The 22559-nt window shown below is 57.2% G+C and carries 25 protein-coding genes; 20 read left to right on the plus strand and 5 right to left on the minus strand.

The genetic code is table 11. The annotated features are described in order from the left end of the window. Window positions 1–125 precede the first annotated feature (125 nt). From KGB06_RS03265 to KGB06_RS03275, 3 genes are read right to left on the minus strand one after another with little or no spacing between them, the layout of a single operon-like run. The gene (locus KGB06_RS03265) at window positions 126–707 is read right to left on the minus strand and encodes a cob(I)yrinic acid a,c-diamide adenosyltransferase (RefSeq protein ID WP_223511830.1); all 582 of its coding nucleotides are present in this window, start codon (window positions 705–707) and stop codon (window positions 126–128) included. A gap of 3 nt (window positions 708–710) precedes the next feature. Continuing rightward, window positions 711–2747: an ATP-binding protein gene (locus tag KGB06_RS03270; RefSeq protein ID WP_223511832.1), complete on the minus strand. Its 2037-nt coding sequence runs from the start codon at window positions 2745–2747 to the stop codon at window positions 711–713. 45 nt (window positions 2748–2792) lie between these two features. Beyond that, window positions 2793–3710 (minus strand): putative 2-dehydropantoate 2-reductase, encoded by a 918-nt coding sequence (locus KGB06_RS03275; protein ID WP_223511834.1) that lies wholly within the window; start codon window positions 3708–3710, stop codon window positions 2793–2795. Between the two features lie 140 nt (window positions 3711–3850). Between KGB06_RS03275 and KGB06_RS03280 the strand changes: the two genes are divergently transcribed. Together KGB06_RS03280 and KGB06_RS03285 are read left to right on the plus strand one after the other, a co-directional pair. Further along, a complete protein-coding gene (locus KGB06_RS03280; protein ID WP_007906601.1) occupies window positions 3851–4336 on the plus strand; it encodes a YajQ family cyclic di-GMP-binding protein in 486 nt (161 codons plus the stop codon). A gap of 144 nt (window positions 4337–4480) precedes the next feature. Next, on the plus strand, window positions 4481–5323 hold the full coding sequence (locus KGB06_RS03285; protein WP_223511835.1) for a mechanosensitive ion channel family protein: 843 nt from the start codon (window positions 4481–4483) through the stop codon (window positions 5321–5323). Window positions 5324–5465: 142 nt separating this feature from the next. Here KGB06_RS03285 and KGB06_RS03290 read toward each other — a convergent pair whose 3' ends face one another. Further along, entirely contained in the window at window positions 5466–6812 is a 1347-nt protein-coding gene (locus KGB06_RS03290; protein WP_223511836.1) for an OprD family porin, read from the minus strand. A gap of 871 nt (window positions 6813–7683) precedes the next feature. On the opposite strand from KGB06_RS03290, the gene KGB06_RS03295 reads away from it, so the two are divergent. Continuing rightward, window positions 7684–8109: an HIT family protein gene (locus KGB06_RS03295; RefSeq protein ID WP_223511837.1), complete on the plus strand. Its 426-nt coding sequence runs from the start codon at window positions 7684–7686 to the stop codon at window positions 8107–8109. A gap of 3 nt (window positions 8110–8112) precedes the next feature. After that, on the plus strand, window positions 8113–8319 hold the full coding sequence (locus KGB06_RS03300) for a SlyX family protein (RefSeq protein WP_223511838.1): 207 nt from the start codon (window positions 8113–8115) through the stop codon (window positions 8317–8319). Window positions 8320–8393: 74 nt separating this feature from the next. On the opposite strand, the gene KGB06_RS29965 is transcribed toward KGB06_RS03300, so the two are convergent. Continuing rightward, window positions 8394–8996: a cold-shock protein gene (locus KGB06_RS29965; RefSeq protein ID WP_317849322.1), complete on the minus strand. Its 603-nt coding sequence runs from the start codon at window positions 8994–8996 to the stop codon at window positions 8394–8396. Window positions 8997–9537: 541 nt separating this feature from the next. On the opposite strand from KGB06_RS29965, the gene KGB06_RS03310 reads away from it, so the two are divergent. The 16 genes from KGB06_RS03310 to queC all read left to right on the plus strand — a co-directional run bounded on the left by KGB06_RS03310 (window position 9538) and on the right by queC (window position 22505). Continuing rightward, window positions 9538–9876: a ribbon-helix-helix domain-containing protein gene (locus KGB06_RS03310; RefSeq protein ID WP_223511839.1), complete on the plus strand. Its 339-nt coding sequence runs from the start codon at window positions 9538–9540 to the stop codon at window positions 9874–9876. Between the two features lie 136 nt (window positions 9877–10012). Beyond that, on the plus strand, window positions 10013–10234 hold the full coding sequence (locus KGB06_RS03315; protein WP_010457489.1) for an FmdB family zinc ribbon protein: 222 nt from the start codon (window positions 10013–10015) through the stop codon (window positions 10232–10234). Window positions 10235–10345: 111 nt separating this feature from the next. Continuing rightward, on the plus strand, window positions 10346–12121 hold the full coding sequence (aspS, locus tag KGB06_RS03320) for an aspartate--tRNA ligase (protein WP_223511840.1): 1776 nt from the start codon (window positions 10346–10348) through the stop codon (window positions 12119–12121). A 116-nt stretch (window positions 12122–12237) separates the two neighbouring features. Next, window positions 12238–12984 (plus strand): YebC/PmpR family DNA-binding transcriptional regulator, encoded by a 747-nt coding sequence (locus KGB06_RS03325; protein WP_223511841.1) that lies wholly within the window; start codon window positions 12238–12240, stop codon window positions 12982–12984. Between the two features lie 158 nt (window positions 12985–13142). Beyond that, entirely contained in the window at window positions 13143–13667 is a 525-nt protein-coding gene (ruvC, locus tag KGB06_RS03330; RefSeq protein ID WP_223511843.1) for a crossover junction endodeoxyribonuclease RuvC, read from the plus strand. 115 nt (window positions 13668–13782) lie between these two features. Beyond that, complete coding sequence (ruvA, locus tag KGB06_RS03335) at window positions 13783–14400, plus strand: Holliday junction branch migration protein RuvA (protein ID WP_223511844.1); 618 nt, start codon at window positions 13783–13785, stop codon at window positions 14398–14400. Continuing rightward, complete coding sequence (gene ruvB / locus KGB06_RS03340; RefSeq protein WP_007945842.1) at window positions 14401–15462, plus strand: Holliday junction branch migration DNA helicase RuvB; 1062 nt, start codon at window positions 14401–14403, stop codon at window positions 15460–15462. It begins immediately after the preceding gene. Window positions 15463–15589: 127 nt separating this feature from the next. Next, the gene (ybgC, locus tag KGB06_RS03345; RefSeq protein WP_223511846.1) at window positions 15590–16057 is read left to right on the plus strand and encodes a tol-pal system-associated acyl-CoA thioesterase; all 468 of its coding nucleotides are present in this window, start codon (window positions 15590–15592) and stop codon (window positions 16055–16057) included. Next, a complete protein-coding gene (gene tolQ / locus KGB06_RS03350; RefSeq protein ID WP_223511847.1) occupies window positions 16047–16742 on the plus strand; it encodes a protein TolQ in 696 nt (231 codons plus the stop codon). Before ybgC ends, tolQ begins: the two co-directional genes overlap by 11 nt. Window positions 16743–16765: 23 nt before the next feature. After that, a complete protein-coding gene (tolR, locus tag KGB06_RS03355) occupies window positions 16766–17218 on the plus strand; it encodes a protein TolR (protein WP_161807482.1) in 453 nt (150 codons plus the stop codon). Continuing rightward, window positions 17218–18297 (plus strand): cell envelope integrity protein TolA, encoded by a 1080-nt coding sequence (tolA, locus tag KGB06_RS03360; RefSeq protein WP_223511848.1) that lies wholly within the window; start codon window positions 17218–17220, stop codon window positions 18295–18297. The genes tolR and tolA overlap by 1 nt, the downstream gene beginning before the upstream one ends. After that, entirely contained in the window at window positions 18294–19595 is a 1302-nt protein-coding gene (gene tolB / locus KGB06_RS03365) for a Tol-Pal system beta propeller repeat protein TolB (RefSeq protein ID WP_411741829.1), read from the plus strand. Before tolA ends, tolB begins: the two co-directional genes overlap by 4 nt. A 52-nt stretch (window positions 19596–19647) precedes the next feature. After that, on the plus strand, window positions 19648–20145 hold the full coding sequence (gene pal / locus KGB06_RS03370; protein WP_007945836.1) for a peptidoglycan-associated lipoprotein Pal: 498 nt from the start codon (window positions 19648–19650) through the stop codon (window positions 20143–20145). 6 nt (window positions 20146–20151) lie between these two features. Continuing rightward, a complete protein-coding gene (gene ybgF / locus KGB06_RS03375; RefSeq protein WP_223511849.1) occupies window positions 20152–20997 on the plus strand; it encodes a tol-pal system protein YbgF in 846 nt (281 codons plus the stop codon). Between the two features lie 166 nt (window positions 20998–21163). After that, complete coding sequence (gene queE, locus KGB06_RS03380; protein WP_046032066.1) at window positions 21164–21811, plus strand: 7-carboxy-7-deazaguanine synthase QueE; 648 nt, start codon at window positions 21164–21166, stop codon at window positions 21809–21811. A gap of 1 nt (window position 21812) precedes the next feature. Further along, window positions 21813–22505 carry a 7-cyano-7-deazaguanine synthase QueC gene (gene queC / locus KGB06_RS03385; RefSeq protein ID WP_223511851.1) on the plus strand — a complete coding sequence of 231 codons (693 nt, stop codon included), beginning with the start codon at window positions 21813–21815 and terminating at the stop codon, window positions 22503–22505. Window positions 22506–22559: the final 54 nt, after the last annotated feature.

Below are 22559 nucleotides of genomic sequence, written 5' to 3' on the forward strand. Positions count from 1 at the left end.
TTGCGATGATGCAACTGCCGCCATCGCGAGCAGGCTCACTCCCACAGTTGACCGAGTTCTTCCTGAAGAAATGCGATCCACTGTGGGAGCGAGCCTGCTCGCGATGGCGTCTTTGAATACGCCGACTAAACCTGAGGTTTAGCAGCCGCCTGCCAAAGAATCTCGGAAACCCCCTGCCGCTTGGCAATCAACCGCGCCACCACAAACAACACATCCGACAACCGATTGATATACGCCAACCCAACCCCGGCGAGTGGTTCGATCGCATTCAACTGCTGGCACCGCCGCTCTGCACTGCGCGCCAGGCTTCTGCACACATGCGCCTGAGCGATCAGCGCTGAACCGCCCGGCAAAATGAAATTCTCCAGCGGCCCCAACTCTTCATTCCACCGATCAATCGCCGCTTCCAGGCGTTCGATTTCCGCCGCGTCCAGCGCTTGGTACACCGGCATCGCCAGCTCGCCACCCAGGTCGAACAACCGGTGCTGACAAGGCGCCAAAACCTCGATCACCTCGTTCAACCCCGGATACGTGACGCTTTCTGCGGCCAAGCCGGCCAGCAGCACGCCGATTTGACTGTTCAGCGAATCGACTTCGCCAATGGCCTCGATTCGCGGGTGGTCCTTGGGCACTCGGCGGCCATCTCCGAGCCCGGTTTCGCCTTTGTCGCCAGTGCGGGTGTAAATCTTCGACAAGCGAAAGCCCATGGGTTACCTCGATAGCTGATTGAGTTCTTGAGAGGAGACCGTCGTGCCCGACAAGGGCAGGCGCAAGGTGAAGCAGGTGCCTTGGCCCGGCGTCGATTGCACTTCCATCTGCCCCTTGTGATTGTTGGTGATGATGAAATAGGAGACTGATAGGCCCAAGCCAGTGCCCTGGCCGATTTCCTTGGTGGTGAAGAACGGTTCGAACGTGCGCTTGCGCACGCTTTCGCTCATGCCGATGCCATTGTCTTCGACCTGGATTTCCGCCCATGGCGGATTCAGTCGAGTACGCAGAATGATCCGCCCCGGTTCGCTGTCATCTTCACGCTGGTGAATGGCCTGGGCCGCGTTTTTCAACAGGTTGAGCAGCACTTGTTCCAGTTCGTTGGCTGTGCCGGGCACCGGGCCCAGAGCCGGATCGAAATGGCGAATGATCGCCTGGCCCTTGAAGTCAAAACCGATCGCCAGGTCGAAGTCATTACCGGCGATTTCCACCGCTTGATCGATCAGCGCGGGCAGGTCGCAGGGGGCCATTTGCCGGGTGCTGCGGCGGCTGAAGCTGAGCATGTGCGTGACAATCTTCGCCGCGCGAGCGCCAGCCTGCTGAATGCCATCCAGCAATTGCGGCACTTCACGCACTTGCAGGTAGCGGTTGACCGTGTCCAGTTCGACACCGATCTGCTCGGCCTGCTCCATGTTCTTCGGCAGATCAGGAGACAGGCGTCGGCGAATGTTCTGCACGTTATGCAGGATCGCGCCCAAAGGGTTATTGATTTCGTGGGCCATGCCGGCGGCAAGGCCTCCGACCGAGAGCATTTTTTCCGACTGCACCATCATTTCTTCCAGGGACAGACGCTGGGTAATGTCATCGATCCGGATCACCACGCCGCGCCCGGCGCCGCCCATCAGCGGGTAAAAAGTCAGGGCGTAATGTTTGGGCTCATCATCCTTGAACCACGTTACCCGCTCGATCTTGGCCACGGTGTGCTGCTCGACGGTTTGCTTGAGCTGCGGCAGAAACGGCTTCAGCGGTTCGAAGGCGAGGAAGATCGGCTGGTTCAAGGCTTCGTCCAGGCGCGTGCCGGACAGGGCGCTGGCCTCTTGATTCCACTGGGTCACGTAAAGCTGTTCGTCGAGGGCGATCAGCGCCGATGGCATGGAGTCGATAATGCTGTTGAGGTAGTTCTGGAAGCCGGTGAGTTTTTTCTCAATCTTGCTGCGCACCTGGACTTCGAGTTCCAGCTTGCGATTGGTATGGCGCGTTTCTTCGGCCAGGCCCTGGGCCTGATCATAAGCGGCCTGGGAGTCGTCGCGGGCACGCTTGAGTTGCTGCTCCCGGGCTTCGATCCGCGAGAGCATGGTGTTGAACGCTTCGGCGAGGCTGCCGATTTCGTCGTGGTTGCCACGGGAGGCACGCAGCGCGTAGTTCTCTTCGCGGGTCACTTGCCGGGACAGTTCTTCGAGCTCATGGATAGGCCGTGTGATCAGGCGTTTGATTTGCCGGGCGATCACCAGCCACAACAGCACGCTGAAGATCAGAATGCCCAGGCTGGCGGTCAGCGTGCCGGTGTAGAACGCCATTGGCAATTCGCTGCTGGCCACCAACAGTAAATGGCCGGGCTCGGTGCCGGGACGGGGCAGGGTGATCAGTTGATTACTGCGAAACTCGGTCGCTTGCCAGGCTTCAATGTGCTGATAGCGCCCCGGCAGACTCAGTTTGTCGCCATGCTGCAACTGCGCCAGCCGTTCGCCCTTGCCGTCATAAAGGGCTGCCGCACGCAGGGGTGAGTAACTGTCGAGTTCGTTGAGCAGGCGTTCGGCGTTTTGTGGCGACTTTAAGGCATCAGCCACCATGCTGGGGTTGGACACCAGTCGGCCAATGGTCTGTAAGGCTTGGGGCGCCATGCTTTCCTGGGAGATGTAATACGCCGCGCTAATGAACGTCAGGTTGGCGACCAGCAGTATGGTGATCAACAGCACCAGCAGGGCAGCCAGTAACTTTTGGCCGACGGGGAGGTTTTCGAGGCGCTGGCGCAGTGGCATCAGGTTCGTCGCTGAAAAGGAACAAGTGGCCAGCGTAGCCGCTGCTCAGTCGCTGGGCAATCCAAGGCTGTGCAGATGGCCGATCAGCCGTTGCTGTAATTGATGGAGGTGGGGCAGGTTGAGTTGGTGACGCGAGGCTACTTTGCAGACGTAACCCAGCAAGTAGGTGATTTCGGTGCGGCGCATATTCGCTACATCCTGGTACATCGAGGAGTAATTGGCTGCTGTGGCATGGATCACGCGTTCGACTTCCTGTTGCAGGTTTTCTGCCGCCGCGGGCTGGCCACAACGCTCCAGCAACTCGGTCAATTCACCGCAAAGGGTAGCGACTTCGCACTGGTGCTCCTGCAATCCGCCATTGCGGCAATTGTGAAGGACGGTCAACGGATTGATTGCACAGTTGAGCGCCAGCTTGCGCCACAGCCGTGTGAGGATGTCGGTGCTCCATTCATGGGGAATCCCGGCGGCCGTCAGGTCATCCAGCCAGATCGGCGCAACTGGATGGCCGGCATCACCCAGCCAGGTGTAACCGTGACCCGCGAATACCACACGCCAGTCGCCATCGCGAAACGCACCTTCAGTACTCGATGCACTCACGCAACGGGCTTGTGGCACCTGCGCTGCGACAGCGTCCTGACTGCCGAGGCCGTTCTGCAACAGGATCAATTCGGCGTCGGGCGTCAGGCGTGGCGCCAGTTGCGCGACGGCTTTCTCGGCGTCGTAGGCCTTGCAGGCCACCAGCAGGCGTCTGATCGGTTCGCGGTTGTCGGGTGTTTCGCCGGGGATGTCATAGCTGTTGGCTTCGCCGTGCTCGACCAGCGTTAAACCGCCCGCAGCTTGATACGCCTGCAAGCGCTGCGCATCCCGAACGATCAGCCTGACCGGCAATCCGGCCCGAGCCAGGCGCGTGGCCCACAACGTGCCGAGGCTGCCGGCACCCAATACATGCCAAGGGGTCGACATCAGATTTTTACTCGGTTTGAGGCAGGCATGTGAGGCTCGCAGTATGGGTTGGAAAAGACCCGTTATAATGAGCCCGATTTTAACCGCAAGCCAAGCGCGCGCCATCGCAATCGAGTGCGCCTTTTTATTGGAGAGATTACATGCCGTCGTTCGACGTGGTATCCGAACTGGACAAACACGAAGTCACCAACGCGGTCGAAAACGCCGTCAAGGAACTCGATCGTCGTTATGACCTGAAGGGCAAGGGCACGTTCGAGTTCAAGGAAAAGGACCTGACCGTCAACCTGACCGCTGAAGCCGATTTCCAGCTCGAAGCGATGATCGAGATCCTCAAGCTGGCGCTGGTCAAGCGCAAAATCGACGTGCAGTGCCTTGAAGTCAAGGATGCCTACGCGTCGGGCAAGCTGATGAAGCAGGAAGCGGTCCTCAAGGAAGGCATCGACAAAGAGCTGGCGAAGAAAATCGTCGCTCACGTCAAAGACGCCAAGCTCAAGGTCCAGGCCGCCATTCAGGGTGAACAGGTGCGTATTACCGGCAAGAAACGTGACGATTTGCAGGAAGCCATTGCGGCCCTGCGCGCCAAGACGTTCGATATGCCGCTTCAGTTCAACAACTTCCGCGACTGACCTTATCAATGCGGGAACCCTGTGGGAGCGAGCCTGCTCGCGAAAGCGGTGTGTCATTCAAAAGTGATGTCGACTGATATGCCCTCTTCGCCGGCAAGCCGGTCTCGCTCCCACCCGGATTGCGCTTAACCCAGGAGAAAGTAGATGGATTTGAATACTGAAGTGGACAATCTGGTCAAGGCCTCTCAGGCCTGGATCCCGATGATCATGGAATACGGCAGTCGTGTACTGCTGGCAGTGATCACCCTGGCCGTCGGCTGGTGGCTGATCAATAAAGTGACGGAAAAGCTCGGCGGCCTGTTGGCGCTGCGTAACGCCGACCTTGCGCTGCAAGGGTTCATCAGCAGCCTGGCTAATATCATTCTCAAGGTTTTGCTGATCGTCAGCGTAGCGTCGATGATCGGTGTGGAAACCACGTCGTTCGTCGCGGCCATCGGTGCGGCGGGGCTGGCCATTGGTCTGGCCTTGCAGGGCAGCCTGGCAAACTTCGCCGGCGGCGTGTTGATTCTGCTGTTTCGCCCGTTCCGGATCGGTGACTGGATCGAAGCCCAAGGTGTTGCCGGTACTGTCGACAGCATTCAGATCTTCCACACCGTACTGCGTACCGGCGATAACAAAACCATCATCGTGCCTAACGGCAACTTGTCGAACGGCATCATCACCAATACCAATCGTCAACCAACGCGCAAAGTGGTGTTTGACGTGGGTGTGGACTACGAAGCGGACTTGCAGAAGGCCCGTGAAGTTTTGCTGGAGCTGGCCAAAGATCCGCGTGTATTGACAGATCCGGCACCTCAGGCGGTGGTTTCTACTCTGGGTGACAGTTCGATCACTCTTTCGCTTCGGGTCTGGGTAAAGACAGCCGACTACTGGGATGTGATGTTCATGTTTAACGAACAGTCCCGCGATCGTTTGAAAACTGCCGGTGTTGATGTTCCGTTGCCACAGCGGATGATTCGTGTGGTTCAGGAATCTGCGGTGCAGTGATTGTTTTTTGATCATGTCTGACTATTTGGTCAGGCATGTTTCTCACGGATTTGATCGTTTTAACGCATTGTTTCCAGCCAACGAAAAAAGGCCCATCCGAAGATGGGCCTTTCTTTGATTACCGGGTGCTAACTTTCTGCAATTACAGAATGTTGAGCGGGTAGTCGGTGATCAGGCGGAACTCTTTGATATCGCCTTCGCCTTCGTCAGCATTGGCGTAGTGCCATGCTTGACGGATGCGGAAGGACAGATCTTTGGCTGGGCCGGATTGAACCACGTACTTGGCTTCAAAGTTGATTTCGTGGTGTTTGCCGTCTTCGCCGTACAGACCAGCGTAAGCGCTGCCCGCTGGAGTCTTGGTGCCGTCGATGTTCCAACCATCCACGTAACGGGTCATGAAGCTCAGGCCAGGTACACCATATTCAGCCATTTTCAGGTCGTAACGGGCTTGTACCGATTTCTCGCCAGGACCGTTGAAGTCGGAGTACTGGATGGAGTTGGCGAGGAAAATCGAGTCGCCACCGCGGTTGTTCTTGCCCACGCCGATGTAGTCGAACGGAGTATCGCCGTTAACCTTCTGGAAGCCCAGGGTCAGGGTGTGCGCATTCAGGAACGAGTAAGCAGCAGCCAGCGAGAAGGCGGTGTTGCTGATTTCGCCTGCGTTAGCGTCGCCGGTGTCCTGAGTGTTGTAGATGTTACCGTCGAAGTTCAACGACTGAGTGCCACCCAGTGCGAGGGTGTAGTTCGCGTTGGCGTAGTACTGGTTCCAGATGTTATCGAGCTTGGCACCGTAGAACGAAAGGCTCAGTGCATCGGTGGCGCCCCATTTGATGCCTGCGTAGTCGATGTTGTCGGCTTCTACGCCAGCGTACGTTGCAAACAGGCCGCCGTCACGGGCGTTTTTGTCCTGGCTGGTCGCCGAGTAGAAGTGACCGCCTTCCATGTCAATGTTGTTGAATTCGCTGCTCTGCAGTTGGAAACCGCTGGCAGTTTGAGGAAGGATACGGGAACCGCCAACAGCGAACACTGGAGCAGTGCTTGGCTGCATGTCACCGGCTTTCAGCTCGGTTTTCGATACGCGAACTTTAACGGCGCCGCCGGCTTTGCCTTGGCTGTCGTTGACATGGCGATTGCCATTAGCGTTAGCGGTATCGCTACGGCTCATGTTGCCGGTGCCACCGGTGCCGTCGCCACCATCCAGTTTGATTGCCAGGTAACCGAATGTATCAACGCCAACGCCAATCAGGCCCTTGGTGTAACCGGAGCTGTAGTTGCCCCAGATGCCCTGGGTCCAGTCTTTCTGGTCGTTGGCGCCATTTTTGTTGTCACGGTTGAAGTAGTAGTTGCGAACCAGCAAGTTCAGCGAGCTGTCTTCAACAAAACCTTTGGCTTCAGCCTGGTCACTTACGAAAGGTGCGGCCGTAGCCAACTGAGTACTGGCTGCTGCTGCAACTGCCAGTGCGATGGTGCTCCACTTCATCACGCGCATCGTGATTTGCTCCTTTGGTTTTAGAAGAGTACTGCCGTCCACCTGATTTATTATCTGGGCGGCTCTTTCTTTTTGTGTCGGCGCAAACTTATATCACGCCGACTCTATTGGCGATACTTGCGTATCCATCCTTTCGGCTTCTTTACGACCCTGTCGCAAACAAGTCGGTAGATGTCGCAAATTTACAGCATTAATGCAAGCGGACCGACAACTTTAGCGTTGTTTTCCAGGGCTTGAACTTCGGTAAAAAGAGTCCTTGGTGAAACGTTTGAATCTCCATCGGGCAACCCTGCCGCTGTTTTTATTTGCCTTGAGCCTTCCACGTCCCGCAGAGGTTTCAAGGTGATGTGGGTGTGAATGCAACAAACGTGCACAAATTGGCAGTTTGTTGGCTTTTTTTCTTCTGGCCTGCCTTTCGCTGTAAAAACCTCATAAAACCGGGCGTTTCAAGCATGTTTTATGAGGCTTGACGCAAAGGTTTGCATCGTGTTTCAGCATACGGGTCGGCGGCGTAACAATGTAAAACGTTACCGGTCCACCCTGCAAGTGAGTAGATGGCGGATGCTGACGCGCTCAGCGTAGACGAACTGTGCGATTTTGGTGCAGAAAATTTTAACCGCTGTACCGAATTCATACAGTGCTGTCATTTGTCCGAATCGAACAGATCGTTGTTAATCAGTCATTTCAGTGTTTTTGGCCTCAAAGCTGGTTCTGTAGTGGTGCGTATTGGTAAAAATGCTTCATGTCGGGGCGTGTGTCTGTTCGTGAAGCCAGCGCCGTTCGCAGGTATGCTGCCGTCCTGTCGCTTGGTGCGCCGTCCTTCGGAAGGGGCGCTAAGCTGAAAAATGAGAACCAGGCGGGAGTGCGCACAGTGTTCGCTTTAGATCCACGGCTTCAACAAGACACGCTACCGATCGGGGATTTCCCGCTCTGCCGGTTGCTGTTGTCCAACGATTCGAATTACCCCTGGTTCATCCTGGTGCCTCGTCGTGACGATATCAGCGAGATATTTCAGTTGAGTGTCGCCGAGCAGCAACAGCTGTGGCAGGAGACGACTGCGTTGGCAGAAACGCTGAAGGATTCGTTCGACGCCGACAAGTTGAATGTCGCGGCCTTGGGTAACGTTGTCAGTCAGCTACACATGCATGTGATTGTGCGCAAGCGTGATGACGCCGCCTGGCCTGCTCCGGTCTGGGGCAAGCTTGCGGCCACGCCTTACACTGCGGAGCAGATCGCAGCGATTCGCGAACGCCTGCGTTTGGTATTGGCCGAAGACTTTACGTTTCTGGAGGGTTGAATCATGAGCCTGGAAGAACGCGTTACCGATCTGGAGAGCCAGTTGGCGTTTCAGGATGACGCCCTTCAGTCGTTGAGTGATGTGCTGGCGACGCAGCAGCGTGCAGTTGAACGCCTGCAGCTGCAAATGGCTGCACTGCTCAAGCGGCAGGAGGAAATGGCCGGCCAATTCGAATCCTTCGAAGAGGAAGCGCCACCGCCGCATTACTGACTTTTTATGATAAAGAAGTAGGCAATAAAAAACCGCGAACAGCCTGGCTGTTCGCGGTTTTTTTTAGCCTTGAATCAGCGACGCGGCAGGGCGGCGATCACATCTTCGGCTTGCAGGCCTTTGTCACGATTCATGACAGAGAACTCCACACGCTGGCCTTCGACCAGAACGCGGTGACCTTCGCCACGAATTGCCCGGAAATGCACGAAAATATCATCGCCGGAATCGCGGGAAATAAAGCCGAAGCCTTTGGATGTGTTGAACCACTTGACGGTGCCGGTATCGCGGTTGCTCATGTCATAGCTTGGCGAGGCGGCGGCTGGTGAAGATTTGTAGAAGCTGACGCCCAGGTGCAGCAAAACGGCGGACAGGGCAGCTAACAGGCTGAATAGAACGGCAGGTTGACCGGCGATGACAGGCATCGGCGCGAGCAACGTCAGAACTTGCAGGAAGACGGCCAGAACCAGCAGCACGCTGACCAGGTTTTGCAGTTGGTGGCGCGGGCCTTTGTTCCAGTAAGGGATAACAGGAGCAAGGGTGAGGTTCAGCAGGCCGAAAAACGCCAGGTACAGCGCATCGGGTTGTTGCAGGTAAGGGACCGCTTCAGCTCGCAGGCTGGGGATGAAGGACAGCAGCAGGGCGGCTGCGCCCGTTAGCAGGTGGACGATTTTCAACATTTTAATTAACTCGCGTTAAGACGGATCACAAGGAAGAGCTGATGGAGCACGGTTCGCTTCAGAACAATAAGAGGCGTTGGACACGTACCCGGTATCAGCCTATGCGCTGCCCCCGGAAAAATAGGCGGTAGCGACACACTGCCTATTTAACAGCAAAGCCTGCAGCTACTCAAATCAGGCAGTCCGGCGGTGCTCTGGTGTTCGACTTGTTGCGGGTCATGTAAGGAAGTAGCCGGCGTGCCCGGCACCGAAGATATGATCAAACAGCTTGCCGAGGGGGCAGGAGGCAGTCAGGTCCTTGGGTTTTGTTCTCTTTCTGGCTTTTTACTTCATCAGGTCTCTTTTGCACGGGGTAAAACGCGCCTGAGCGCGTAGGAAAATGGCCGGCCTAGGACGGGCTCCATGATCCCCCTTTAGCTGTTGGCTTATCCTACGTGGATGGTCATAAAGTCATCTGGATATACCTTTGCGCCTGCGCTTTTATAAGGCAACAGATGTAGCTCTCTATAGAAGGCAAGGATGGCAAAGGAGTGTCAGCGATATGGTTTACGAAGACAGGCTGGGCGAAGGGAGTCTCGGTCCGACCAAGGATATTAGGGTTGATCCGTTCGTCAGTGAATTTGATATGGGGCTGGCCCGGCCTTTATCCCGCTCGGTGCGTTTGAATGGTTTTGCGACCTGCTTGCGGCTTGAGCAGGTCTACTGGGATATTTTGGGTGATATGGCCAAGGTCAATTGCTGTTCTGTCAGTGCGCTGCTGTCCCATGTGGACCGCGAGGTGCATTTGCGTCACGGCGGGGTCAAGAACTTCACAGGGCTGGTGCGGGTTGTCTGTGTCGTGCGCAGCTTGAAGGAAGGGGGCTGCATTGTGATGCCCTAGTCGCAGCGGCGTGAGGAGTTGAGTGTCAGTCTGTGCAGTCTTACGGCTGCACAGGCTGCATTTAATGGATATAATCCCGCTCTTTGCCGCAAAACCCAGCGTGTGCGGTAGCAATCTGATCGCCGAGACAACCCCCATGCCGATGTACGACTATCAATGTGCTTCCTGTGGTCATCAGTTGGAAGCCATTCAAAAGATCAGCGCAGCACCGCTGGTCGACTGCCCTGCCTGCCAGGCGCCAGAGCTTAAAAAGATGCTGTCCATGCCAGGCTTCCGCCTCAGCGGCACTGGCTGGTACGAAACCGATTTCAAGACCGGCTCGAAGAAGAACCTGGCCGGCGGCGACAAAGCTGACTAGAGCCTGAGTTGAACCACACGCGTGAGCGCTTGCATCATCCGGCACCTTTATCAAGGGCAGGATGTGCAGGTCTCCAACCGAATTTCGATTACGAGAAGTGAAACCACTACCATGATGCGCAGCCATTATTGCGGCCAACTGAACGAAAGCCTGGAAGGCCAGGAAATTACTCTTTGCGGTTGGGTTCACCGTCGCCGTGACCACGGTGGGGTGATTTTCCTCGATATCCGTGATCGTGACGGTCTGGCCCAGGTGGTGTTCGACCCGGACCGCGCTGAATCCTTCGCCGCGGCCGATCGCGTGCGCAGCGAGTACGTCGTGAAGATCACCGGCAAGGTTCGCCTGCGTCCGGCCGGTGCCACCAACGCCAACATGGCGTCGGGTATGATCGAAGTCCTCGGTTACGAACTGGAAGTGCTGAACGAATCGGAAACCCCGCCGTTCCCGCTGAACGAGTTCTCCGATGTCGGCGAAGAAACCCGCCTGCGCTATCGCTTCCTTGACCTGCGTCGCCCGGAAATGGCCGAGAAGCTGCGTCTGCGTTCGCGCATGACTACCAGCATCCGTCGCTACCTGGACGAGAACGGCTTCCTCGACGTCGAGACTCCGATCCTGACCCGCGCCACCCCTGAAGGTGCTCGCGACTATCTGGTGCCGAGCCGTACCCACGCCGGTTCGTTCTTCGCCTTGCCGCAATCGCCGCAGCTGTTCAAGCAACTGCTGATGGTGGCCGGCTTCGACCGTTACTACCAGATCGCCAAGTGCTTCCGCGACGAAGACCTGCGTGCCGACCGTCAGCCTGAGTTCACCCAGATCGACATCGAGACCAGCTTCCTCGATGAAAAAGACATCATGGGCCTGACTGAAGGCATGATCCGCAACCTGTTCAAGGAAGTGCTGGATCTGGAATTCGGTGAATTCCCGCACATGACCTTCGAACAGGCCATGCGTCGTTATGGTTCCGACAAGCCGGACCTGCGTAACCCGCTGGAGCTGGTTGACGTTGCCGATCAACTCAAAGAAGTTGATTTCAAAGTGTTCAGCGGCCCGGCCAATGATCCGAAGTGCCGTATTGCTGCCTTGCGCGTTCCAGGCGCGGCGAGCATGCCGCGCAAGCAGATCGACGATTACACCAAGTTCGTCGGCATCTACGGTGCCAAAGGCCTGGCGTACATCAAGGTCAACGAGCGCGCCAAAGGCGTTGAAGGTCTGCAATCGCCGATCGTCAAGAATATCCCTGAGGCCAACCTCAATGTAATCCTCGATCGCGTTGGTGCGGTTGACGGCGACATCGTGTTCTTCGGTGCCGACAAAGCCAAAATCGTCAGCGAAGCCCTGGGCGCGTTGCGAATCAAGGTGGGTAACGACCTGGACCTGCTGACCTGCAAGTGGGCGCCAATGTGGGTCGTCGACTTCCCGATGTTCGAAGAGAACGACGACGGCAGCTTCAGCGCCTTGCACCACCCGTTCACCGCGCCGAAGTGCACGCCGGAAGAACTGGAAGCCAACCCGGCGACCGCTCTGTCCCGTGCCTACGACATGGTGCTGAACGGCACCGAGCTGGGTGGCGGTTCGATCCGTATCCACCGTAAGGAAATGCAGCAGACCGTGTTCCGCCTGCTGGGTATCAACGAAGCGGAACAGGAAGAGAAATTCGGCTTCCTGCTCGACGCCCTGAAGTACGGCGCGCCGCCGCACGGTGGCCTGGCCTTCGGCCTGGATCGTCTGGTGATGCTGATGACCGGCGCCCAGTCGATCCGTGAAGTGATCGCCTTCCCGAAAACCCAGAGCGCGGCGGACGTCATGACGCAGGCACCGGGTCAAGTGGATGCCAAGGCATTGCGCGAACTGCACATTCGTCTGCGCGAAACACCAAAGGCTGAGTAAGGCTGACCGCAAAGGCGCATCCTTTTGGGTGCGCCTTTTCTTTAGGTCGAGATTTTTTGTTGCTGGCCGACACTGTGTGGGGCGGGCAATGTTTCAAAGATAATTCGGAGCGAGTTATGGCGGGTCATTCCAAGTGGGCGAACATCAAGCACCGCAAAGAACGTCAGGATGCCAAGAAGGGCAAGATTTTCACCAAGTGGATTCGTGAACTGACTGTTGCTGCCCGTCAGGGTGGCGGTGATCCGGGCTCCAACCCGCGCCTGCGTCTGGCGCTGGACAAGGCCCTTGGCGCGAACATGAGTCGCGACATCATTGATCGCGCGGTTGCACGCGGCGCGGGTGCTGCCGACACCGACGACATGGTCGAGTTGAGCTATGAAGGCTACGGCCCGGGCGGTGTGGCGGTGATGGTCGAGTGCATGACCGATAACCGTAATCGCACTGCCGCTGCTGTTCGCCACGCGTTCAGCAAATGCGGCGGCAACCTCGGCACCGACGGTTCCGTGGCGTATCTGTTCGAGCGCAAAGGGCAGATTTCCTTCGCGCCAGGCGTTGATGAAGACGCGCTGATAGAAGCGGCCATGGAAGCCGACGCCGATGACGTAGTCACCCACGAAGATGGCTCGATTGACGTGTTCACATCTTTCGCTGGCTTCTATGCCGTGCGCAATGCGTTGGAAGCGGCTGGTTTCAAAGGTGAAGACGCAGAAATCGTCATGCTGCCGACCACCAGTGCCGAGCTGGACCTGGAAGGCGCCGAGAAGGTGCTCAAGCTGATCGACATGCTTGAAGACCTGGATGACGTGCAGAACGTCTACTCCAACGCGGACATCCCTGAATCGGTGGCCGCACAGTTAGGTTAAGGGCGACTAAGATTCAATGTGGGAGCTGGCTTGCCTGCGAAGACTTGGTTACATCAAACAATGATGTAGCCTGACACACCGTCATCGCAGGCAAGCCAGCTCCCACAATTGTTATCCGTTGCAGTGAATATCGTGCTCTTACCTGACCCGCAGGCGTTATGACTTTAATTCTTGGTATCGACCCCGGTTCGCGTATTACCGGTTATGGCGTGGTGCGCGATACCGGGCGTGGCTGTGTGTACGTCGCGTCGGGCTGCATTCGCACGGGCTCGGGAGAATTGCATGAGCGTCTGCAGATCGTTTATCGCGGCGTGCGTGAAATCATCCAGACTTACGGACCGGTCACCATGGGCATCGAAAAGGTGTTCATGGCGCGCAATGCCGACTCTGCACTGAAATTGGGTCAGGCGCGCGGTGCTGCAATCGTTGCCGGTGCCGAAGAATGCCTGGAAATCGCCGAGTACACCGCGACCCAGGTCAAGCAGGCAGTGACCGGCACCGGCGCGGCAAATAAAGAACAGGTGCAGATGATGGTCATGCACATGCTGAAATTGACCAGCAAGCCGCAAATCGACGCCTCGGACGCCCTGGCCATTGCCATCTGCCATGCTCACACCCGTTCCAGTTTGTTACCCCATGGCCTGGGGACGGCACGCAGTCGTGGCGGGCGCTTGCGTCTCTGATAGCATCAGCAGTCTTTTTTATGGAATGAGGGTTGTCGTGTCTGTGTCGTCGGCGCGACCCCTTGTTCTGTTCGTCGCCAGGCATTGATCTGGCCAACGCTCAAGGATCTGAAACGTGATTGGACGCTTGCGCGGCACACTGGCTGAAAAACAGCCGCCGCACCTGATTCTGGATGTAAACGGTCTGGGGTATGAGCTGGAAGTGCCCATGACCACGCTGTATCGCTTGCCGTCGGTCGGTGAACCGCTGACCTTGCACACCCACTTGGTCGTACGCGAAGACGCGCAGTTACTCTATGGTTTCTTCGGCAAGCGTGAGCGAGACTTTTTCCGCGAGTTGATCCGTCTCAACGGCGTAGGGCCAAAATTGGCGCTGGCGTTGATGTCGAGCCTGGAAGTCGATGAGCTGGTCCGTTGCGTGCAGTCCCAGGACACCTCGGCGCTGACCAAGGTGCCAGGCGTGGGCAAAAAAACCGCCGAACGTTTGTTGGTGGAACTCAAGGATCGCTTCAAAGCTTGGGAAACCGTACCGGCGATGTTCGCCCTGGTGCCAAACCAGCCGGGAGGGTCAGACGCGCCGGCTCCGGTTGCCACCGCCGAAAATGACGCGGTCAGCGCGCTGATCTCCCTGGGCTACAAGCCACAGGAGGCCAGCAAGGCGATTTCCGCGATCAAGGAGAAAGGTTTGAGCAGTGAAGACATGATTCGTCGTGCCCTGAAGGGAATGATTTAAGTGATTGAAGCTGATCGTCTGATTACCGCCGCGCCCGGTCCTCGTGATCGCGAGGAAGTCCAGGATCGGGCGATTCGTCCTGTCAGCCTGGCCGAATACATCGGCCAGCCGACTGTTCGCGAGCAAATGGAGTTGTTCATCCAGGCCGCCCGTGGGCGTAACGAGTCGCTGGATCACACGCTGATCTTCGGTCCGCCGGGCTTGGGGAAAACCACCTTGGCGAACATTATCGCCCAGGAAATGGGGGTGTCGATCAAGAGCACGTCGGGGCCCGTGCTTGAGCGTCCGGGTGACCTGGCGGCGCTGTTGACCAACCTTGAACCTCACGACGTGCTGTTCATCGACGAAATCCATCGCCTGTCACCGATTGTCGAAGAAGTGCTGTACCCGGCCATGGAAGATTTCCAGCTCGACATCATGATCGGTGAGGGGCCGGCCGCGCGTTCGATCAAGCTTGATTTGCCGCCATTCACTCTGGTCGGTGCAACGACTCGTGCCGGTATGTTGACCAACCCCTTGCGCGACCGCTTCGGGATCGTCCAGCGCCTGGAGTTCTACAGCACCGCTGACCTCGCCACGATTGTCAGTCGTTCGGCGAGCATTCTTGGTTTGCCGCTGGACCCGGAAGGCGCCTTTGAAATCGCCCGTCGTGCTCGCGGTACGCCACGGATCGCCAACCGTCTGTTGCGTCGGGTGCGCGATTTCGCCGAAGTGCGCGCCAAGGGGCACATTACCAAGCCGATTGCCGACCTCGCTTTGAATCTGCTGGACGTCGACGAACGTGGTTTCGACCACCAGGACCGGCGTCTGCTGTTGACCATGATCGAGAAGTTCGACGGTGGTCCGGTCGGAGTGGACAGCCTGGCCGCCGCCATCAGCGAAGAACGCCACACCATTGAAGACGTGCTGGAGCCCTACCTGATCCAGCAGGGCTACATCATGCGCACCCCGCGGGGGCGAGTGGTGACCCGGCATGCGTATTTGCACTTCGGTTTAAACATTCCGTCACGAATGGGCGAAATGCCCGTCGTAGACGAGTTCCTTGATGCCGTGGACGATTAATAATCTTTGCGCACTGATATATTCGGCGTTTGTGCGGTCCCAGGACCGTACTTTTGCCGCAAAGCCGCAGATCAATGAAAAACAGTTGCCTGGCCGGATTGGCAACCTGAGGAGTAAGCACTAGAGTATGCGCGCGCAAAACGGGCTTGAGCCGTTCGCACATCGTTGTCGCGTTTATTACGAGGACACCGATGCCGGCGGCATCGTGTATTACGTCAATTACCTCAAGTTTATGGAACGGGCTCGAACCGAGCGGCTCCGGGATCTGGGCTTTGCCCAATCGGCGCTGGTAGGGGAGGACCTGTTGTTTGTCGTGCACTCCAGCGAAGCGCGTTACCACGCGCCGGCGCGACTGGACGACGAGCTTCTGGTAAGCGCTGAAGTAATCGAATTGAACCGTGCCAGCCTGCGCTTCAAACAGCAGGTCAGGCGGGCTACGGATAATGTGCTGCTCTGCGAGGGGCAGTTTTTGGTGGCCTGTGTGCGCACTGACAGTTTAAAACCCCGGGCCATTCCCGAAGCTCTACGTGCGGCCTTTGCCGACGTGAGCGGCGCGGGTACACACTCAAAGCAGGAGATTAAGCGTGGAAGCTAACGTCGTCGACCATACCTCCATGTGGAGCCTGGTCAGCAATGCCAGTATCGTGGTGCAACTGGTAATGCTGATCCTGGTAGCCGCATCGGTCACCTCATGGATCATGATCTTTCAGCGCAGCAATCTGCTGCGCGCCGGTCGACGTGCCCTGGAGAGCTTTGAAGAGCGCTTCTGGTCGGGTATCGACCTGTCCAAACTCTACCGTCAGGCCGGCAGCAACCCTGATCCGGATTCGGGCGTCGAGCAGATCTTCCGTGCCGGCTTCAAGGAATTCTCCCGTCTGCGCCAGCAGTCAGGCGTTGACCCGGAAGCGGTCATGGAAGGTGTGGCCCGTGCCATGCGCGTTGCCATTTCTCGCGAAGAAGAAAAGCTTGAACAGAGCCTGCCGTTCCTCGCTACCGTCGGTTCCGTCAGCCCGTACATCGGTCTGTTCGGTACGGTCTGGGGCATCATGAACTCCTTCCGTGGTCTGGCCGCTGCCCAGCAAGCGACCCTGGCCACTGTGGCTCCAGGTATCGCCGAAGCACTGATCGCCACCGCGATCGGTCTGTTCGCCGCCATCCCGGCCGTTATCGCGTACAACCGTTTTGCTGCTCGCAGCGAAACCCTGCTGGGCCGTTACTACACCTTCGCCGACGAATTCCAGGCGATCCTGCACCGCAAAGTGCACACCAGCGAAGAATAAGCAGGTAATTTCCAATGGCTTTAATCGCTCGAGCTCGCAAAAAGCGCAAGCCGGTTGCGGAGATGAACGTGGTGCCTTACATCGACGTGATGCTGGTACTGCTGGTCATTTTCATGGTGACCGCGCCGATGCTCAATCAGGGCGTGAAAGTTGATCTGCCCAAGGTTTCCAGCGAAGCCTTGCCGCAGGACAACAACACTCAGGTCCTGACCATTTCGATCAAGGCTGACAAGACCTACTACTGGAACCTTGGCAGCGAAGTCGACACCGAAAAGCAGCAGGACAAGGCCATGACCTTGCCGCAGATGACTGACGCGGTGACCAAGATCATTCGTGCCGGTACTGAAGGTGGCAAGCGCACTCAGGTGTTCATCCGCGGCGACAAGACCGTCGACTACGGTTCGGTCATGGGCGCCATGGGCGGGTTGCAGAAAGCCGGCGTCGGTAATGTTGGCTTGATTACCGAGGCGCCCTGATGCAGCAACAACGAGAGCCAACAGCCTCGGAAAGCTACTTCTGGCCTAGTGTCTGGGCGATTGGCTTGCACGTGCTGGTGTTTGGCATGCTGTTTGTCAGTTTTGCCATGACGCCTGAGTTGCCGCCGGCCAAGCCGATTGTCCAGGCGACGCTGTACCAGCTGAAATCGAAAAGTCGGGCGACCACCCAGACCAATCAGAAGATTGCGGGTGAAGCGCAGAAATCTGCTGCGCGACAGACCGAAGTCGAACAGATGGAACAGAAGAAGGTCGAGCAGGAAGCGGTGAAGGCTGCGGAACAAAAGAAAGAAGAGGCGGCTCAAAAGGCCGAGGAAGCCAAGAAGGCCGACGAGTCAAAGAAAGCGGATGAGGCGAAAAAGGCTGATGAAGCCAAGAAAGCCGATGAAGCGAAGAAGACCGCCGAAGCCAAAAAGGCCGAAGAGAAACAATTGGCTGATATAGCCAAGAAGAAAGCCGAAGAAGAAGCCAAGAAAGCTGCTGAAGAAGAGGCCAAGAAAGAGGCCGCTGAAGAAGCGAAGAAGAAAATCGTCGAAGACGCGAAGAAGAAAGCCGCCGAAGACGCCAAGAAGAAAGCTGAAGCTGAAGAGGCGAAGAAGAAAGTCGCCGAAGACGCGAAGAAGAAAGCTGCTGCCGATGCTGCGAAGAAAAAATCGCAGGATGCGGCACGTAAATCTACCGAAGACAAAAAGGCTCAGGCCTTGGCCGATTTGCTTTCCGACACGCCGCAGCGCCAGCAGGCCTTGGCGGATGAACAGGGTGACGAAGTCGCCGGCAGTTTCGATGATTTGATTCGTGCTCGTGCGGCGGAAGGCTGGGCTCGTCCACCTTCGGCACGCAAAGGTATGACAGTCGTGCTGCAAATCGGCATGTTGCCGGATGGTACGGTGACTTCGGTCAACGTGGCCAAGTCCAGCGGTGACGGTCCGTTTGACGCGTCTGCTGTAGCGGCGGTCAAGAATATTGGACGTTTGATAGAAATGCAGGGAATGAAGCCGAGCGATTTCGCTCCGTATCGTTCATTCAAGATGACATTCACGCCTGAGGATTTAGCCCCGTGAGAAACCTTCTTCGAGGGATGCTTGTCGTTATCTGCTGCCTGGCAGGGTTAGCGACGGCAGATGAAAAAAACATTCTGGTTACCAGCGGCAGTGATCGGGCCACCCCGATTGCAGTCGTTCCGTTCGCGTTCCAGGGCGGTACTGTCCTGCCGGACGACATGGCCGAAATCATCGGTAACGACCTGCGCAACTCGGGTTACTACTCGCCGATTCCAAAGCAGAACATGATCAGCCTGCCGAGCCAGGCCAGCGAAATCATTTTCCGTGACTGGAAGGCGGTTGGCGCCCAGTACATTATGGTCGGCAGCATTGTTCCGGCAGGCGGTCGTCTGCAGGTGCAGTACGCTCTGTTCAACGTCGCCACCGAGCAGCAAGTGCTGACCGGCAGCGTGTCGGGCAGCGTTGATCAACTGCGCGACATGGCGCACTACATCGCTGACCAGTCGTTTGAAAAACTGACCGGTATCAAAGGTGCGTTCTCGACGCGTCTGTTGTACGTGACGGCCGAGCGTTTCTCTGAGAAGAACACGCGCTACACGCTGCAACGTTCGGACTATGACGGTGCCCGCGCCGTGACCTTGCTGCAATCGCGCGAGCCGATTCTGTCGCCGCGTTTTGCACCGGATGGCAAGCGCATCGCGTATGTGTCGTTCGAGCAGAAGCGTCCACGTATTTTCGTGCAGAACATCGACACCGGTCGCCGCGAGCAGATCACCAACTTCGAAGGCCTGAACGGCGCGCCAGCCTGGTCGCCGGACGGCAATCGCCTGGCCTTCGTATTGTCCAAGGACGGCAACCCGGACATCTACGTGATGAACCTGGGTTCGCGTCAGATCTCTCGCGTCACCAATGGTCCCGGCATCAACACCGAACCGTTCTGGGGTAAGGATGGTTCGACCATCTACTTCACTTCCGACCGTGGCGGCAAGCCACAGATCTACAAAACCAGCGTCGGTGGTGGCGGTGCGGAGCGTGTGACCTTCGTGGGTAACTACAACGCCAACCCGAAGCTTTCAGCTGATGAAAAGACCCTTGTGATGATTCACCGCCAGGACGGCTTCACCAATTTCAAGGTGGCGGCCCAGGATTTGCAGCGCGGTAGTGTAAAGATCCTCACTGATAGCACTCTGGACGAGTCGCCCACTGTCGCGCCTAACGGCACCATGGTAATCTACGCCACCCGCCAGCAGGGCCGGGGAGTCTTGATGCTCGTGTCCATTAATGGACGCGTAAGGCTCCCGCTTCCTACCGCACAAGGCGAAGTCAGAGAACCTTCCTGGTCCCCTTACCTGAACTGACGCGGCGCTACACGTTGTACTTAACACATTGGGGTTCATTAGGAGTTTCACGATGGAAATGCTGAAGTTTGGTAAATTTGCTGCGCTGGCTCTGGCCATGGCTGTAGCTGTAGGTTGCTCGTCCAAAGGCGGCGACAATGCCGGTGAAGGCGCAGTAGATCCAAACGCTGGTTACGGCGCAAACACTGGTGCCGTTGACGGTTCCCTGAGCGAAGAAGCTGCTCTGCGCGCAATCACCATCTTCTACTTCGAATACGACAGTTCGGACCTGAAGCCAGAAGCCATGCGCGCTCTGGACGTTCACGCAAAAGACCTGAAAGCAAACGGCGCTCGCGTTGTTCTGGAAGGCAACACCGACGAACGTGGTACTCGTGAGTACAACATGGCACTGGGCGAGCGTCGTGCGAAAGCCGTTCAACGCTACCTGGTACTGCAAGGTGTTTCCCCAGCTCAGCTGGAACTGGTTTCCTACGGCGAAGAGCGTCCAGTTGCTACCGGCAACGACGAGCAGTCCTGGGCTCAAAACCGTCGCGTCGAACTGCGTAAGTAATTCGTCATGCGAACGTGCCGTCGTGCTGTAACTGTCTTGGCTCTCAGTCTCGCGCCGCTTGCGGTGTGGGCTGCGGTTCCTGTGGTCGATAACAACTCCGGTTATAACAATAGCGGGACCAGTTATCCGCCTGCGGGTTACGGTACGAACGGCGCCTATGCCGGGGGAGGGGTTTCGACCCCTGTCTCGGCACAGGGCGAGCTGTTCAACCAACTGCAATCCATGCAGGAGCAGATCTCACGCCAACAGGGTGTGATCGAAGTTCTGCAAAATGAAGTAGCGCGCATGAAGCAAGAGAACCTGGAGCGATATCAGGATCTTGATCGGCGCATAGGAACCGGCGTTGCACCTGCCGCGACTCCTGAAAATTCTTCCACCGGTGGTGATTTGAATGCCCCCGGCGCAGCCGCAGCAGCTGGCGCAAGTGCAGGAGCCGCTGCCGCTCATGCACCTGCCGCGGGTAGCGAACCAGCTGATCCCGCGAAGGAAAAGCTGTATTACGACGCAGCCTTCGACCTGATCAAAGCCAAGGATTTCGACAAGGCCAGCCAGGCTTTTGCTGCCTTCCTGCGCAAATACCCGAACAGCCAATACGCGGGCAATGCCCAGTACTGGTTGGGCGAAGTGAACCTGGCCAAAGGCGATCTGCAAGGTGCAGGTCAGGCGTTTGCCAAGGTTTCGCAGCTGTACCCCAAGCACCCAAAAGTGCCTGACTCTCTGTACAAACTGGCTGATGTAGAGCGCCGCCTAGGTCACACCGACAAGGTCAAAGGCATTCTGCAGCAGGTTGTGTCGCAATACCCGGGCACTTCCGCCGCTCAGTTGGCCCAGCGAGACTTGCAGCGCATGTAAGCCTGTAAGGCCTGTTTTGAAGAAACCCGCGCCTGTCGCGGGTTTTTTCGTTAGAATTCACCCCCTTTTTATGAAACACGCTTTTTGGGATCTGCGCGGTGGCGGGGTTCCTTGAAGTGCCTGACGGAGGCGGACAGCCTGTTTAGCTGTTATGCCCGTGGCGACTATGCAAGACACATTGAGAATTACCGAAGTTTTTTACTCGTTGCAGGGTGAAACGCGGACTGCCGGGCTGCCCACAGTATTTGTGCGCCTGACCGGTTGCCCATTGCGTTGCCAATACTGCGACAGCGCCTATGCGTTCACTGGCGGCACCATTCGCCCGCTCGACGACATCCTCGAGCAAGTGGCCGGTTTCCGCCCGCGTTATGTGTGTGTCACCGGTGGCGAACCGTTGGCCCAGCCTAACGCCATCCCATTGCTCAAGCAGTTGTGCGACGCCGGTTACGAAGTGTCACTGGAAACCAGTGGTGCGCTCGACATCTCGGCAGTAGATTCACGGGTCAGTCGCGTTGTCGACCTGAAAACCCCGGGTTCGAAGGAAGCACACCGCAACCGCTACGAGAATATCGAATTGCTCACGCCTAACGATCAGGTGAAGTTTGTCATCTGCTCGCGGGAAGACTACGACTGGGCCGTGTCCAAGCTGATCCAGTACGGTCTTGATCGACGTGCCGGCGAAGTCCTGTTCTCGCCAAGCCACCACGACCTGAATGCTCGGGACCTGGCGGATTGGGTGGTGGCGGACAACCTGCCCGTGCGTCTGCAATTGCAGCTGCATAAATATCTTTGGAATGACGAGCCGGGGCGCTGAAATGACGGAACAACTGAATACAGCTGAAAAACGTGCGGTCATCCTGCTGTCCGGCGGCCTGGACTCGGCGACAGTCGTGGCCATGGCTCGCGCCGAAGGTTACAGCTGCTACACCATGAGCTTCGATTACGGTCAGCGTTCTCATGCCGAGTTGTACGCCGCCGAACGCGTCGCCCGAGACCTCGGTGTGGTCGAGCACAAAGTGATCGGTCTGAACCTGAACGGCATCGGCGGTTCGGCGCTGACTGACAGCAGCATCGACATTCCGGAGGAGCTGGGGGAGGGCATTCCAGTCACTTACGTGCCGGCGCGCAATACGGTATTCCTGTCGCTGGCGTTGGGTTGGGCCGAAGTGCTCGGTGCGCGTGACATCTTTATTGGTGTCAACGCGGTGGATTACTCCGGTTACCCGGACTGCCGTCCCGAGTTCATCGAGTCCTTCGAGCGCATGGCCAATCTGGCCACCAAGGCCGGTGTAGAGGGCAATGGCTTCCGTATCCAGGCGCCTCTGCAGAACCTGAGCAAGGCGCAGATCGTCGAGGCGGGCGTGAAGCTGGGCGTCAATTACGGGCTGACGGTTTCCTGCTATCAGGCCGACGATAACGGCCGTGCGTGCGGCAAATGCGATAGCTGCCGACTGCGTGCAGAAGGCTTTGCGGCGGCCGGAATCAGTGACCCAACACCTTATTTTTGATTTATTTCAAATTAGGTGTTGAATAGTCCTTAAAAATCAGTATTATACGCGCCA

It is taken from the genome of Pseudomonas sp. GL-B-19 (assembly GCF_019956415.1).
GTDB lineage: Bacteria > Pseudomonadota > Gammaproteobacteria > Pseudomonadales > Pseudomonadaceae > Aquipseudomonas.

What these genes read in the sequence shown, in the direction of transcription:
- KGB06_RS03285 (WP_223511835.1), top strand. Translation starts at nt 4,481, where the DNA reads ATGGATTTGAATACTGAAGTGGACAATCTGGTCAAGGCCTCTCAGGCC.
- ybgF (WP_223511849.1), top strand. Translation starts at nt 20,152, where the DNA reads ATGCGAACGTGCCGTCGTGCTGTAACTGTCTTGGCTCTCAGTCTCGCG.
- tolA (WP_223511848.1), top strand. Translation starts at nt 17,218, where the DNA reads ATGCAGCAACAACGAGAGCCAACAGCCTCGGAAAGCTACTTCTGGCCT.
- queE (WP_046032066.1), top strand. Translation starts at nt 21,164, where the DNA reads ATGCAAGACACATTGAGAATTACCGAAGTTTTTTACTCGTTGCAGGGT.
- queC (WP_223511851.1), top strand. Translation starts at nt 21,813, where the DNA reads ATGACGGAACAACTGAATACAGCTGAAAAACGTGCGGTCATCCTGCTG.
- aspS (WP_223511840.1), top strand. Translation starts at nt 10,346, where the DNA reads ATGATGCGCAGCCATTATTGCGGCCAACTGAACGAAAGCCTGGAAGGC.
- KGB06_RS03290 (WP_223511836.1), bottom strand. Translation starts at nt 6,812, where the DNA reads ATGCGCGTGATGAAGTGGAGCACCATCGCACTGGCAGTTGCAGCAGCA.
- ruvC (WP_223511843.1), top strand. Translation starts at nt 13,143, where the DNA reads ATGACTTTAATTCTTGGTATCGACCCCGGTTCGCGTATTACCGGTTAT.
- KGB06_RS03265 (WP_223511830.1), bottom strand. Translation starts at nt 707, where the DNA reads ATGGGCTTTCGCTTGTCGAAGATTTACACCCGCACTGGCGACAAAGGC.
- KGB06_RS03315 (WP_010457489.1), top strand. Translation starts at nt 10,013, where the DNA reads ATGCCGATGTACGACTATCAATGTGCTTCCTGTGGTCATCAGTTGGAA.
- KGB06_RS29965 (WP_317849322.1), bottom strand. Translation starts at nt 8,996, where the DNA reads ATGTTGAAAATCGTCCACCTGCTAACGGGCGCAGCCGCCCTGCTGCTG.
- pal (WP_007945836.1), top strand. Translation starts at nt 19,648, where the DNA reads ATGGAAATGCTGAAGTTTGGTAAATTTGCTGCGCTGGCTCTGGCCATG.
- KGB06_RS03280 (WP_007906601.1), top strand. Translation starts at nt 3,851, where the DNA reads ATGCCGTCGTTCGACGTGGTATCCGAACTGGACAAACACGAAGTCACC.
- KGB06_RS03270 (WP_223511832.1), bottom strand. Translation starts at nt 2,747, where the DNA reads ATGCCACTGCGCCAGCGCCTCGAAAACCTCCCCGTCGGCCAAAAGTTA.
- KGB06_RS03310 (WP_223511839.1), top strand. Translation starts at nt 9,538, where the DNA reads ATGGTTTACGAAGACAGGCTGGGCGAAGGGAGTCTCGGTCCGACCAAG.
- KGB06_RS03300 (WP_223511838.1), top strand. Translation starts at nt 8,113, where the DNA reads ATGAGCCTGGAAGAACGCGTTACCGATCTGGAGAGCCAGTTGGCGTTT.
- ybgC (WP_223511846.1), top strand. Translation starts at nt 15,590, where the DNA reads ATGCGCGCGCAAAACGGGCTTGAGCCGTTCGCACATCGTTGTCGCGTT.
- KGB06_RS03325 (WP_223511841.1), top strand. Translation starts at nt 12,238, where the DNA reads ATGGCGGGTCATTCCAAGTGGGCGAACATCAAGCACCGCAAAGAACGT.
- KGB06_RS03275 (WP_223511834.1), bottom strand. Translation starts at nt 3,710, where the DNA reads ATGTCGACCCCTTGGCATGTATTGGGTGCCGGCAGCCTCGGCACGTTG.